The 13,023-nt window shown below is 59.3% G+C and carries 14 protein-coding genes and 2 pseudogenes; 5 read left to right on the top strand and 11 right to left on the bottom strand.

Annotated features, from left to right (window positions below; translation table 11 throughout):
- Positions 1–90 precede the first annotated feature (90 nt).
- The 3 genes and pseudogenes from EO136_RS08135 to EO136_RS08125 all read left to right on the top strand — a co-directional run.
- Positions 91–846, top strand: a complete 756-nt coding sequence (locus EO136_RS08135) for an SDR family NAD(P)-dependent oxidoreductase (RefSeq protein WP_127143953.1) — start codon at positions 91–93, stop codon at positions 844–846.
- Between the two features lie 75 nt (positions 847–921).
- Positions 922–1,932 (top strand): aldo/keto reductase, encoded by a 1,011-nt coding sequence (locus EO136_RS08130; protein WP_127143952.1) that lies wholly within the window; start codon positions 922–924, stop codon positions 1,930–1,932.
- A 73-nt stretch (positions 1,933–2,005) separates the two neighbouring features.
- Positions 2,006–2,484, top strand: a pseudogene (locus EO136_RS08125) (SDR family oxidoreductase); the annotation flags it as partial.
- A gap of 286 nt (positions 2,485–2,770) precedes the next feature.
- On the opposite strand, the gene EO136_RS19100 reads toward EO136_RS08125, so the two are convergent.
- The 10 genes and pseudogenes from EO136_RS19100 to EO136_RS08075 form a co-directional block, all read right to left on the bottom strand.
- Positions 2,771–3,025: an integrase core domain-containing protein gene (locus EO136_RS19100; RefSeq protein ID WP_206513295.1), complete on the bottom strand. Its 255-nt coding sequence runs from the start codon at positions 3,023–3,025 to the stop codon at positions 2,771–2,773.
- A 21-nt stretch (positions 3,026–3,046) separates the two neighbouring features.
- Positions 3,047–3,249, bottom strand: a pseudogene (locus tag EO136_RS19095) (IS3 family transposase); the annotation flags it as partial.
- 254 nt (positions 3,250–3,503) lie between these two features.
- Entirely contained in the window at positions 3,504–4,925 is a 1,422-nt protein-coding gene (locus EO136_RS08110; RefSeq protein WP_127143949.1) for a phospholipase D-like domain-containing protein, read from the bottom strand.
- 11 nt (positions 4,926–4,936) lie between these two features.
- Positions 4,937–5,023, bottom strand: a complete 87-nt coding sequence (locus tag EO136_RS19170; RefSeq protein ID WP_127144022.1) for a small membrane protein YohP — start codon at positions 5,021–5,023, stop codon at positions 4,937–4,939.
- A gap of 210 nt (positions 5,024–5,233) precedes the next feature.
- Positions 5,234–6,379, bottom strand: a complete 1,146-nt coding sequence (locus EO136_RS08100) for a cation:proton antiporter (RefSeq protein WP_206513293.1) — start codon at positions 6,377–6,379, stop codon at positions 5,234–5,236.
- A 25-nt stretch (positions 6,380–6,404) separates the two neighbouring features.
- Positions 6,405–6,830 carry a CBS domain-containing protein gene (locus EO136_RS08095; RefSeq protein WP_127143947.1) on the bottom strand — a complete coding sequence of 142 codons (426 nt, stop codon included), beginning with the start codon at positions 6,828–6,830 and terminating at the stop codon, positions 6,405–6,407.
- A 107-nt stretch (positions 6,831–6,937) separates the two neighbouring features.
- The gene (locus EO136_RS08090; RefSeq protein WP_127143946.1) at positions 6,938–7,540 is read right to left on the bottom strand and encodes an exopolysaccharide biosynthesis protein; all 603 of its coding nucleotides are present in this window, start codon (positions 7,538–7,540) and stop codon (positions 6,938–6,940) included.
- A gap of 659 nt (positions 7,541–8,199) precedes the next feature.
- Positions 8,200–8,598 carry a Cu(I)-responsive transcriptional regulator gene (cueR, locus tag EO136_RS08085; RefSeq protein ID WP_127143945.1) on the bottom strand — a complete coding sequence of 133 codons (399 nt, stop codon included), beginning with the start codon at positions 8,596–8,598 and terminating at the stop codon, positions 8,200–8,202.
- Between the two features lie 110 nt (positions 8,599–8,708).
- A complete protein-coding gene (gene copM / locus EO136_RS08080) occupies positions 8,709–9,200 on the bottom strand; it encodes a CopM family metallochaperone (RefSeq protein WP_127142819.1) in 492 nt (163 codons plus the stop codon).
- A gap of 34 nt (positions 9,201–9,234) precedes the next feature.
- Positions 9,235–9,609, bottom strand: coding sequence for a hypothetical protein (locus EO136_RS08075; RefSeq protein ID WP_127142818.1), 375 nt, complete (start codon positions 9,607–9,609; stop codon positions 9,235–9,237).
- A gap of 141 nt (positions 9,610–9,750) precedes the next feature.
- Between EO136_RS08075 and EO136_RS08070 the strand changes: the two genes are divergently transcribed.
- Entirely contained in the window at positions 9,751–10,197 is a 447-nt protein-coding gene (locus EO136_RS08070; protein WP_127142817.1) for a DUF305 domain-containing protein, read from the top strand.
- A gap of 15 nt (positions 10,198–10,212) precedes the next feature.
- On the opposite strand, the gene EO136_RS08065 is transcribed toward EO136_RS08070, so the two are convergent.
- Positions 10,213–10,410, bottom strand: a complete 198-nt coding sequence (locus EO136_RS08065) for a heavy-metal-associated domain-containing protein (protein ID WP_127142816.1) — start codon at positions 10,408–10,410, stop codon at positions 10,213–10,215.
- 160 nt (positions 10,411–10,570) lie between these two features.
- On the opposite strand from EO136_RS08065, the gene EO136_RS08060 reads away from it, so the two are divergent.
- The coding region (locus tag EO136_RS08060; RefSeq protein ID WP_127143869.1) for a heavy metal translocating P-type ATPase at positions 10,571–13,023 on the top strand (2,453 nt) is incomplete at its 3' end.

Genomic DNA, 13,023 nt, shown 5'->3' with positions numbered 1-13,023 from the left:
ATACTTCGCCTTATCGGATTGTCTTTCAAGGCCTAACTTTCGAATGCCCGTCAGGCAGAGCCATGGCGGCAGACTCGAAAGGAACACGACATGACCGACCAGATCGCCTTGATCACAGGCGCAAGCCGCGGCCTCGGAAAATCCAGCGCGCTGCATCTTGCAAAAGCCGGCACTCATATCATCGGCACTTACAAGTCCTCGAGGGACGAAGCCGAGTCCGTTGCACGCGAAATCGAGACGCATGGCGTCAAGGCCGCCATGGTGCGCTTTGACGCTGAAAGCGAGGATCCCGGCCAGTTTGCAGATACGCTGGCGCAGACGCTGCAATCGACATTTGGCGCCGACAAGCTAGACCATCTCGTCAACAATGCCGGTGTCGGCGTCCATGCCGCCTTCGCTGAAACTGCCGCGGATCAGCTCGACACGCTCTACAAGATCCATGTCCGGACGCCGTTCCTCCTGACTCAGGCCCTGCTGCCGCACATGCGCGACGGCGGCAACGTGCTTTTCGTTTCGTCAGGCCTCGCCCGCTTCACACTGCCGGGATACTCGGCCTATGCGTCGATGAAAGGCGCCGTGGAGGTGCTGACGCGCTATGTGGCGAAGGAATTGGGCGAGCGCGCCATTCGCGTCAATTGCATCGCTCCCGGGGCCATTGCCACCGACTTTACGGGTGGCGCGGTGCGCGACAATTCCGAAATCAACGCCTTTGTCTCCTCGATGATCGCGCTCGGCCGTGTCGGGGAAGCCGATGATATTGGTGGCGCCGTGGCGTCTCTGCTCTCCGACGGAATGGGTTGGGCCAACGGCACGCGTATCGAGGTCTCCGGCGGGCAAGGCCTGTGAACCGACGCCAATCGGGGTGCGGACACCGTCCGTACCCTTCGTGTCAACCGATGCTCTTCCAATAGGAGATTTGCCATGCGTATGCGTAAATTAGGGAAAAGCGGCCTGTTTGTCTCCGAGCTTTCTTTCGGCGCCATGACCTTTGGTGGCACCGATGGAATCTGGGGCCAGGTCGGCAAACTCGGCCAGGACGAAGCCGATGCTCTGGTCAAGGCCGCGCTCGATGCGGGCATCAATCTGTTCGACACCGCCAATATTTATGCCAATGGCCTCAGCGAGGAAATCCACGGCCAATCGCTGAGAAACCTGGGCGTTGACCGCGACGACGTGGTGATCGCGACCAAGGTCAACGGCGCCATGGGCGACGGACCCAATCGCCGGGGCAATTCCCGTGGCCATATCCTGACTGAAAGCAGGGCGAGCCTGCGCCGGCTCGGCATCGATCATATCGATCTCTATCAGCTGCATGCCTTCGATCCTGCAGTGCCGATGGAAGAAACGCTTGAAGCGCTCGACACGCTCGTTCGTGCCGGGGACGTGCGCTATATCGGTTTGTCGAACTGGGCGGCCTGGCAAGTGATGAAGGCAATCGGGATCACCGCGCTCCGGCAATTGGCCCCGATCACCTCGCTGCAAGCCTATTACACCCTGGTCGGCCGCGATCTGGAGCGCGAGATTGCGCCTATGCTTGCCTCCGAGCAGGTTGGACTGATGGTCTGGAGCCCCCTCGCTGGCGGGTATTTGACCGGCAAATATTCCAGCGGCGGCGACAGCACCGGCGGCCGGCAGACCGAACTCGACTTTCCTCCGATTAATCGCGAACGCGGCGAGCCACTCATCGAGGTGCTCAAGGCCATTGCCGACAAGCACGAGACCCGCCCCGCGCAGATCGCTCTTGCGTGGCTGCTGAAGCAGGACGTGGTCTCCACCCTGCTGATCGGCGCAAAGCGTGTCGAACAGCTCAACCAGAATGTCGAAGCAACCCAAATTGCGCTCGACGAAGACGATATGGAAAAGCTCGATCGCGTCAGCCAACTCCCCATCGAATATCCCGGATGGTCGCTGGCAGGCTCGGACCGCGCATGATCACGACGACTGAGGCCCGAGCCGTCTGTCCTTGAGGCAAGCGACGACCTCGGCCTCCTGCAGAACCATAGATATCAGAGGCAAGGTTATTCTGATTACCGGTGCATCCAGCGGCATCGGAGAGGGCATCGCGCGCGAACTGGCCCCGACCGGCGCAAAACTGTTTCTCGGTGCCCGCCGCTTCGACAAGCTCGAAGCACTGGCGCGCGAGATAAACGATAAGGGCGGCACCGCCGTCGCTATGGAACTCGACGTTACCGACCATCAAAGCGTCAAGGCTTTCACTGAAGCGGCCCGCGCGCGCATTGGACGGATCGACGTGCTCATCAACAATGCAGGCGTCATGCTGCTCTCGCCGCTTGGCGCTCTCAAGACCGACGAGTGGGATCGCATGATCGACGCCAACATCAAAGGCGTGCTGTGGGGAATCGCCGCTGTGCTGCCGGCCATGACCGAGCGGGTGCGGGCCAGATCATCACCATCGGTTCGGAAGGCGCTTATTTCACTGCGCCGACGGCCGCCATTTACTGCGCCACCAAATATGCGGTCCGCTGGCTCAGGCTTAGAGCGTTTTCCAGAAAATGTGGAAACACTTTTCTGGCTCGGAAACGCGACAAATCAAAGACTTGATGGATGGTCCATAACGGTCCGGTTTTACGCTTCAGCGTGAAACCCTTCGGCAGCATGGAATCTGCAATGCCAACTGCGTGAGAACCTTTATGCCTTCCTGCGTGACGAATGCGACGGCGCTTGGCTCCCGCGCGAGCGTCATCAGTCCGTTGAGCCCACCGACGAGGTTTGATGTACTCCCCAATCGCTGGACAGGTTTCGGCGTAAATTAGGCTACTTGCTGCATTTGCTGGTCGGGTTGGGTTTGGTCAATGTGCTGCCGATAGACCATGGCAGGCGGTTTGCCGCCAGGGCCGGAATGAGGGCGTCGATGATTGTAGAATTCCATCCAGTCGCAGACACCGGCGCGGCCTGTGATCCGGTCTTCCAAGCGTGCAGATTTGAGGGTGTGCCAGTGCCGTTCGACAAAGATATTGTCGAGGACCCGGCCTTTGCCATCAAGCGCGTTCGAGACGCGCCACACCAAGACCTTGCGGGTGTGTCAGTCCATGATGGCCACCAGATAGAGAAAGTCCCGGCGCATCGGTGAATACGTGATGTCCGCGGCCCAGGCCTGGTTCGGGCGCTCCACCCTCAACCCCTTCAGAAGATAGGGCCAGATCTTGTGTCCCCTGGCCGGTCTCGAAGCGTTTGGCTTCTGGTAAATCGGCATCAGGCCCGTGAGCGCATCAGCCGACGCACGCGCTTCTCGTTCGAGCGAAGCATCGTTGGCGACAGCCAGCTCTCCGATCTTGGCGTGCAGATCCTTGACCTGTTCATCGTCAATCTCAGGCTTTTGCGCCCGCCACATTCGAACACGCCCGATGCCCCTTCGAGCAGCGCCCGTTTCCATCGGTGGATCATCGTGGGGTCGATTCCGAACCGGCTCGCCAATTCCGATACCGTCTCTTCGCGTCTAGCGTCCGCCTTTGGGGGCGACCATGAACGCATTGCAACGGCGGTTAAGCGCTGCGGCGGAAAAGCGTGCTCCATGGATTCTTTGGCTTTTCGGGATCGACCAGGTCGGATTCGGCGATGGCCTCCTCTTCGGGGCTGAGCGCCTCGGCTTCGACCTTGCGCAGTCGTCCCTGTGTATTCAGAACTTCGATAGCGGCAACGAGAGATTGGCACTCGGCGATTGCTGCATCGACACGCTTGGTCGTCGCACCGAGATGCTCGGCCAGCAAGTGCGCACGGCACGCCAGGATCTTGGTTTCAACGTCCTCAGGGTTTTCTGCCTGCAATGAGTCCAGCACGACGTCACACTCGGTATCGAACCCCATGGAGCGGTTGTTAAAGTTTGCCGAGCCAACCTTCAGATACCGCGCGTCGGCAATGAGCACCTTGGCATGCACGTAAATGGGCGTGCCATGCTCATTCACGGGGTAGTAGGCACGGAACCTGTTGTGGTGATCGGCTTTCTCGAGCAGCGACAATAAACGCGAGCGCGCAGAATCCATCGCCTTGGCCTCCAGCCAGCCATCCGCTGTATCGGGCATGACAATAACGATCTCGGGTCCGTCGGGCTCCTTGAGGCGTTCTGCAATCGCTTCGGCAATCTTGCGCGACGCAAGATACTGATTTTCGATGTAGAGAGACGCTTTGGCGTTGGCGATCAAGCTCAGGGTGAGTCGCTCGATTTCAGACACCTGAGGATAGTCCTTGTACGCTCCGATGGTGCGCGCGATGCCAATATCGACGTTTCTAAACTGGACTGGCACCGATGATGGCCAGACGGGCTCGGCATAGCCGTTGCCATCGAGGTTCTCGCCAGTGGCTCGCAGCCATCGCTGCCGTGCAACATCAGCCAGATCGCGGACGACCGGGCCGCTAATGCACGTAGTGACGTCATGCCAAGGTGGAAGATGGCGCCCCCATGGAGACTTGCGGCGCTCATCTTTCTCCTTGTGCTCGCTGGTATCCCATCGCCCCGCAGTCATGTCGATGCCGCCACAAAAAGCCGTGACGTCATCGATGACCACGAGCTTCATGTGATGCGCGGCCATGGTGGGATGAGCCCCATCAAGCCTGAGGCAGACGTTGCTTGGGCCCATGCGATCGAGAAAGAACAACGGGATCTCGCCCTGGCCGAGCGACTTGATCGTGCCTATGTCCCATTTCAGAAGTCTGATCTGCAGATCGGGTCGCTCGGAGGCGAGCCAGTTCAGAAACTTGCCGATTTTCTCAGGTCCGGGCACGGTCGGACCAGCCGGTTCAAGGGCGATGCGCGCGTCGAAGTCCCATCCGATGAGATAGATCGAATGTCGCGCCAGAAGCATCGATTCTTTTGCAGCACGGAAATAGTCACTCCCATTCACCAGAAGAGACAAACGATCGGCCCGGCTGCGCCGCCAGCACGCGTCGAGGAGGGAATTATCGCGCATCAGGCCATCGCTCAAAAGATGAGCATCAATATGCCGACAACGACGACCAGACCGATCAAGAAGATTATGCCAACGGTACCGCCTAGAAATTTCAACATTGAATTTTCCTTGTTTTCTGAAAGCCAGATTGCAGGTTAGTCATTTCGTTGCTGATACAACAAAACGGGGTACGATTGACGAAATTACGCCCCGAGGGCCATGCCCCCATTGCCCCAAAGGCCATTAACCTGATCACGGGCATCCTGGGTCTTCAACGATACTGTGCAAAAGCCCAACGGGGCCACCGCGCCCAAGTGTATGAATTTAGCTTAAGCCTTTGTTGTCTCCGCGATTTCCATATTTTCTCGGCGTTTGGGACCCACCACGACACGCAGGATCGGTGCGGTAACCAGCGCCGACAAGAATACGATGGACACGAGCAGCGGCGCCATCACGCCCGGAAGTGAGCCCTGAGGCACCAATCCAAGCATGATAAGGGCCAAGCCTGCCCGTGGAATCATCCCTGCCCCCACAATGGCACTATCGCGCCATGAATATCCAAACAGCTTGGCACCCAGACCACAGCCAAGCATCTTGCCTGCGATCGCGGCGATCAAAACTACGATCAGAAGCGGAACAGCACTGCCGAGAAGCGCCAAATCCGTCTGCAAACCGATCATTGCAAAAAACACCGGAACGAGAAAGCCGTCCGAGACGGCCTCCACCCGGTCAACCATCGCCGGTTCGGCCTCCTCGGTATAGTGAAGAAAGGCGCCAGCGACGAAGGCTCCGAGCACGTCGGCCAGCCCGAAAAATTCAGCGCCCCAGCCAAAGAGCAGGACCAGGGACACTGCTACGGTGAAGTGAAGTTCGCGCGACTTCAGGCGATAGACCCATGTCATGACGGGCTTGAGTGCAAACAGCCCGATCGCTGTGGCGATTGCCAGAAACGCGGCGACCTTGAGCAAAACGAGCCAAACCGGCACGCCGGCATCCTGTCCGCCGAAAAGCGAGACCACAAAGATGATCACCAGCATCGCCAGAACGTCGTCGATAGCGTGCGCTGCCATCGACAGGAGCCCGACGCGGGTCCGCATGATGGAAAAATCGGCAAACACGCGCGCCGTGACGGCAATCGAACTCGTAGCCAATGCAGCCCCGAGAAAAAGGCTGACCTCCGGAGCAAATCCGAACATGACCCCAACGAGATAACCTAGCCCCATTGAGGCCGCTATCCCCAATGCGGAGACCACAACGGACGGCCCGGCAACCTTGCGCAGCATGCGCAGATCGACCTCCATCCCGGCCAGAAAGGTCATGAACAAAATCCCCAGATGGCCGAGAAATTCGAGCGTCGGGGTGGGCGCAACGAGATTGAGCAGACTGGGACCGAGCACCAGGCCCGCCACGATTTCGCCAAGCATGGGAGACTGACGCAGCCGAATTGCAATTTCGCCGCCCGCGCGCGCGAACACAATGATGACGGCGAGCGCCAGAAGTTCATTCATCGCCCTGGTCCTCGAACAAGGCAAGGAAAACGTCGCGGCCGCGGAGCAGACCCTTGAGGCGCTTGTCTTTATCGACCACGATCAACTGGGGAAGCCGCATCGTTTCCATCTTCTTGGCGGCAGCGTGCAGGGGTTCATCGATGGAAATTGTCGTTGGCCTGCGGGTCATGATGTCTTCGACATCGGAAACCAGACCGGCGCGAATGAGTTTTCCCGGGCCGAATGACAACGTCGGTTCGCTAGGGTCCAGCAGCCTGACCAGATCGAGTTCGGATACCGTGCCGACAACGCGTTCCTTGTCATCAAGGACCGGAAAGACAGTCTGTGGCGAGGTGCGCAGGGCTTCCATGAGGCTCCGCAGCGTGTCATCGGACCGAAGAGACCGCGCCTCGCCCACAATGTCGGTAATTTGCGTCATCGTTCCCTCGTTGCGCCATGGGAATGGCGTATATACTCGATCGTTCCATTCCCAACCCGATTGAGCCTGAAGGTCGAGATTGTGCGCGAGGTCTCTCCCTTGCCTCACTATCCAGACACCGCGGTAATGAGCGAGGAGAGAGCAAAGGGTATCAGGCCAAGGACAGTCAGCCCGATTGCCACAAGAAGACCATCCTCGGTTATCAAGGCGAGCTGTAGCAGCACAACAACGGACGCGATCAGCGAAGATGAGGTGGGGATCAGTTCCATTATTGGCATGCAGATGCCCAAGATCGCGCAGACCGCGTTGAGAATGGCGCGCATCGGCGGCCGAACGAGAAAGGCCAGACGCGGCCGACAGAGGCGATCGAGCCTACGGGCAATCGTGCTCGCCACCTTGAATGACCGTTCGAGTTTTGAACGGTCCAACTGGCGTTCCGTCATGGTGTGGGGTAGCCAAAGCCGATCTCGGCCAAACAGGTGTTGCCCACAGATGAGGAAGATGACAATTCCGCCCGCCGCGCTGAGACCGGGAATGGCGCTCAAGGGCGTCACAACCATCAGCGCGGGTGCAAGCGCCAGTGCGTGAAACGATACATGGCGCGCCTCATCCAAAAGATCACCGACCGTCGCACGGTCGCCTTCGGCTACGACTTTCAACCTCTGAACAAGCTTTTGGAGCGCGCCGTGATATTGTCTTTCATCGGCCATGCCCTCCTCTCTTGCTTTCTGATCAGGAGCCAAGGCGTTCTCCACATCGTTGGGCCGAGTGCGGATGACCAACGCAATGGGCGGGGTTCAGTTCAACGTGTTTCTTGTCTCGGCTCAACCCGGCGGTAGACGGTCCTCAGCGTAGCCCCACGAACGCTACTGTATTGATTTGCCAGTACGCGCGAAACTCATGTGCATTGCCGGAACCACAGGAGCGGGGGCAGATGAACGGGATCAACTCAGGCTGCCAATGTGACCGCGATAGATCACGCACTCCCTGTCACCGCCCCGTAGCCATTCATCAGCGCTGAAAGCTCGGCAGCGGACTGGGCGGTCGCTGAGGAAAACCGGACGTGGATCGGCCTCACACTCCTCGTTCCTCAACTGTTTCGCGGCGCTGGCAGCACTGTAGGGTTGCCTGCGAGTCGCCAACTACACCGGCAATCCATTCATGAGCCGCCAGACCAGTAGCTGCCAAGCCGCTTGAAGGCGGGGAGGCGTGGTATCTGCATGCCGTGGGGCAGAGGTTGAACGTGGTGTCGATATTGGCCGGGGCGTTGAACGATACCATCCGGCATGGACACAAAGTACGACATTGATGGTCTTGCCGTCCTCAGCATCGGTCCTAACCGACACTGCCCCGTCAATCTATCGGGCCGTTATGGGCCCGACGTGCTGCCAGAAAGCCCATCGATGATGGGGCATTCAGGCCGTGCGTCACCACGGCAATTGTCCATCAGATGACCCAGCATATCGTGCAACTCGGTCAATTCTACGATCTTGCGTTCGATTTGACCGAGCTTTTCTGCAGCGATCGCTTTCACGTCCGCGCTTGCGCGTTCGCGATCAGAATAGAGCGAGAGCAGTTGCCGGCACTCCCCGACTGAAAAGCCAAGGCTTCTGGCCCGTTGCACAAAACGGAGGCGGTGCACATCGTGTTTGGAGTAGTCGCGATATCCGTTCGCGGCGCGATCGGCCTTCAACAGCCCGATGTCCTCATAATAGCGGATAGTCTTGGCCGGAAGACCTGACTGGCGGGCGGCAGTTCCAATGTTCATGGCAATGTCTCCAATGCTAACCCGGCCTTCATAAGGGTTCCTGCGACTGGAAGCGCAAGGGTCAATTGCGAAAGACGACCGCGCGGCACGGACCGCGCGGCCGGGTATTTTTAGTTGGCGTTTGCAACCAGCCAGGTCGTCATCTGCTCTATCTCGGCGACCTGTGCTTCGATGATCTCTTCGGCGAGGGCTCGCATCTGCGGATCGTCACCATGATCGAGCAGTACCTGGGCCATGTCGATGGCGCCCTGATGATGAGCGATCATCCCGCATGCGAAAGCCACATCGGCGTCTTCGTTCATCATGCCTTCGTGCATGGCGGGCATGGTGACCATCATCTTGGCCATGTTTTCCTGGACATGCTCGGGCATGGCCTCGAGGTCCATGTCCATTCCCATCATGTCCATCATCGCTGCGCCCATGTCGTCATCTTGATCGCCGTGCATGGTGCCGTGCCCCATGGACGAATGATCCATATCCCCCATCCCGGTAGTGGTCGTGCACTGGTCGGGCAGCTGGAAGTCGGCCCCCTGCGCGAGAGCGGGGACGGAAAGCGCAGCGGCTGCAAGGGCCGCCATAAAGACTATACTTGCGAAGTTCATCGAAATTCTCCTGTCAAAACTGGTTCATATTCAATCAGATCAGCAGGATGCGCGGAGGAGGAACGGCAACATCGGGCGAACCGCTGAGCGCGCCCGCCCCAATGGCGCTGATTACCTTGTCGCCTGGTTCCGAAAACAAGGAGCCATGGGGCTCGGTCGCCAAACCGGGATGGCACTGGGTCATCATGCAGCAATCGGCGCCGCAGGGTTTACAGGGGTGCTGGGCGCCCGCCATCTCGCCAGGGTCGGTATCGTGATATGCCGGATCGTGCGCCTCCTCGATCCCACTACCATGCATTTGGGCATGACGCTCGAAAGCGCCCGCGCCAGCCGGCAGCCAGACCAGGGAAACGGCCAGTGCGAGCAACGCGGCAATCATCAGCGGTAGTGTCCGGTCGGCAAGCTTCAACGAACGGCGCCTTTCGCATGCATCGGGATTGGAACTCGCGTTGAACCGAACAATTCCCCAAAATATGGCGGTTTCGAGAACGAGGGCACACCTGTCGGGATCAACTGATCTGACCGAGCTTGCCCGAAGAAAGGATCGACGATGAGCAAATACCTGCGCTTTGCTGCAATGATTGCAACGTCCACGGTGATCATGTTTGGGCTCATGTATCTCAACACTTATGCCCTCGAGCACGTCTATTGGAGCGAGACTCGGGCCTATATGGCGCTGGTCATGGGCGCGGCGATGGCCATCGTGATGATGGCCTTCATGTTGGGCATGTACGACCGTAAGGGGATCAATGCAGCGATCTTTGCTGTTGCCGCACTCATATTTGCGGGATCTCTGTATCTGGTGCGCTCGCAGGCTACGATCGATCAGGTCGACTGGTTGAAGGCCATGGTCCCACATCATTCCATTGCCATTCTGACGAGCGAGAGGGCGGAGTTGACCGACCCACGGGTTCGCGAACTTGCCGACGAAATCATCCAGGCCCAGCGCCGGGAGATCGATGAGATGGAAACCCTCATTGCCGAACTCGAACGGTGAGACTCCGGGCGCTGGCTATGCCGCACGCCGCGGTGGATAGCCCACATCGTCGAGTTCAGCCGCAATGGTGGCCTGTTCAGCGCTCGAGGTGACACGCACCACCTTGGCACCAAGATCGATATCGACTTTGGCTTCAGGATCGATCGTTTGGATCGCTTTGGTGACGCTCCTGGCGCAGCCGCCGCACGTCATGTTGTCGATCTGAAATTCCATGTGGCTCTCCTACGATTTGTTTTCTTGGACGATGGGGGTTCCAGCAGGAGGAAGGTCAAGGGAATTCGGCACGGGAGAAATTGTTGCCTGTCAGCATTGACCTTCCATCGACTGGAAGGCGCAGAGAAGGTTTCTCAGAGCTTGCCAACGGGAGCGACCAATGACCGCCCATACGAACCTCGAAACCGAAGATGGTCCGGCTGCGGGGCCAACCAAGATCACGCTTCCTGTGGTTGGAATGACCTGCGCGTCCTGCGTTGGTCGCGTTGAACGGGCTTTGGTGGGCGTGCGAGGCGTCTCTGGAGCCAACGTCAATCCTGCGACCGAGCGCGCCGAGATTACAATCGATGAGGCTGCAGACCGTGATGCTCTGGTCAAGGCAATCGAGGATGCAGGCTATGAGGTTCCTGGCCAGAAGCTGCAGCTCGCAGTCGAAGGGATGACCTGCGCTTCTTGTGTCGGTCGAGTGGAAAAGGCGTTGCTTTCGGTTCCCGGGGTGACCAGCGCTTCGGTGAACCTTGCGTCCGAACGAGCTTCTATCTGGGGAAGCGCATATCTCACTCAGGCCGCACTGATCGCTGCCATTGCTTCGACCGGTTATCAGGCGCACGCAATAAGCGCCGGCGCGGATGGGCAGGCGCAAGCCGCTCGCAAGCAGCTCGATCAGTCGGCGCTGGCCCGGGACGTATCCATTGCTGCGTTGCTCACCTTGCCGGTTTTCGTTCTGGAGATGGGCTCGCACCTTATCCCTGCGATCCACGATCTGGTAATGAACAGCATCGGGATGCAAGAGAGCTGGTATGTCCAGTTTGCTCTTACCACACTGGTGCTGTTCTGGCCCGGACTGCGCTTTTACAGGACCGGGTTGCCGGCACTCGCCAAGGGCGCGCCAGACATGAACTCGCTGGTGGCCGTGGGCACGCTCGCTGCCTGGTCGTATTCGGTGGTGGCAACCTTCACGCCGCAGGTTTTGCCCGCGGGGACCGTGAACGTCTACTTCGAGGCGGCCGCCGTGATCGTGACGCTGATCCTGATTGGCCGGCATCTGGAGGCCCGCGCCAAGGGGCGAACATCGGATGCGATCAAGCACCTTGTCGGCCTCCAGCCCAGGACAGCACGTGTTCAACGCGACGGCAAAAGTGTGGAGCTCTCGCTCGCCGAAATCGTCACTGGCGATCTGGTGGACGTCCGGCCCGGCGAACGCGTTGCGGTAGACGGCGAAGTCGTGGAGGGGTCCTCCTTTGTTGACCAATCCATGATCACAGGTGAGCCGGTGCCCGTCGAAAAGACAACGGGCGACACGATTGTCGGTGGTACGGTCAATCAGACTGGTGCCCTAACTTTCCGTGCGACCGCAGTAGGCGCCGACACCGCGCTTTCCCGGATCATCCGCATGGTCGAGGAAGCGCAGGGCTCCAAGCTCCCCATTCAGGCGCTGGTCGATAGGGTGACGCTGTGGTTCGTTCCCGCCGTCATGGGAATTGCCGCATTGACCTTTGTTGTCTGGGCGATCTTTGGTCCTGATCCGGCGATCACCTTTGCCCTTGTCAATGCCGTAGCCGTGCTCATCATCGCCTGTCCATGTGCCATGGGGCTGGCAACACCCACATCCATCATGGTTGGAACCGGTCGTGGCGCCGAGATGGGCGTTTTGTTCCGCAAGGGCGAGGCGCTCCAGTCCTTGATGGGCGCCCGCGTTGTCGCGTTCGACAAGACCGGTACGCTGACCGCGGGCCGACCCGTGCTGACAGACTTTGAAACCGTTGACGGGGTTGCCAGCAACGATGTGTTGGCTCTCCTTGCCGCAGTTGAATCCCGATCCGAACATCCCATCGCGCGGGCCATTGTCCAGGCAGCTCAAGAACAGCGTCTGGCGCTCCCAGATGTCACCGATTTCGAGGGCATTACCGGTTTCGGCATCCGCGCCCTGGCAGACGGGCGTCGCGTCGAGATCGGTGCTGACCGGTACATGGAACGTCTCGGGCTCGACGTCTCGCCATTCGCCACCACTGCAGCGCATTTGGCCCAAGACGGCAAGTCCCCGCTCTATGCCGCCATCGACGGCCGGCTCACGGCAATCATTGCTGTTGCCGATCCGATCAAACAAACGACACCGGATGCCATCAAGGCCCTTCATGATCTTGGTCTCAAGGTCGCGATGATCACCGGTGACAATCGCCACACAGCCGAGGCGATTGCCCGGCGTCTGAACATCGACCACGTAGTGTCCGAGGTGCTGCCTGATGGCAAGGTCGCTGCGGTAAGAGAGATGAAACTGGCGCACGGTCGGCTCGCCTTCGTCGGAGACGGGATCAACGACGCGCCCGCACTGGCCGAAGCCGATGTCGGCATCGCCATTGGAACAGGCACCGACATCGCCATCGAGGCCGCCGACGTGGTGCTGATGTCGGGCAGTCTCATGGGCGTCCCCACTGCGATCGCGCTCTCGAAGGCAACGATCGGCAATATCCGGCAAAACCTGTTCTGGGCCTTTGCGTACAATACCGCTCTCATTCCGGTCGCTGCCGGCGTGCTCTATCCCACATTTGGGCTGCTTTTGTCGCCGGTCTTGGCTGCAGGGGCGATGGCGATGTCGAGCGTCTTCGTGCTTGG

It is taken from the genome of Pelagibacterium montanilacus (assembly GCF_003992665.1).
In the GTDB taxonomy this organism is placed as follows: domain Bacteria; phylum Pseudomonadota; class Alphaproteobacteria; order Rhizobiales; family Devosiaceae; genus Pelagibacterium; species Pelagibacterium montanilacus.
This window is presented reverse-complemented; position numbering and strand designations above follow the sequence as displayed.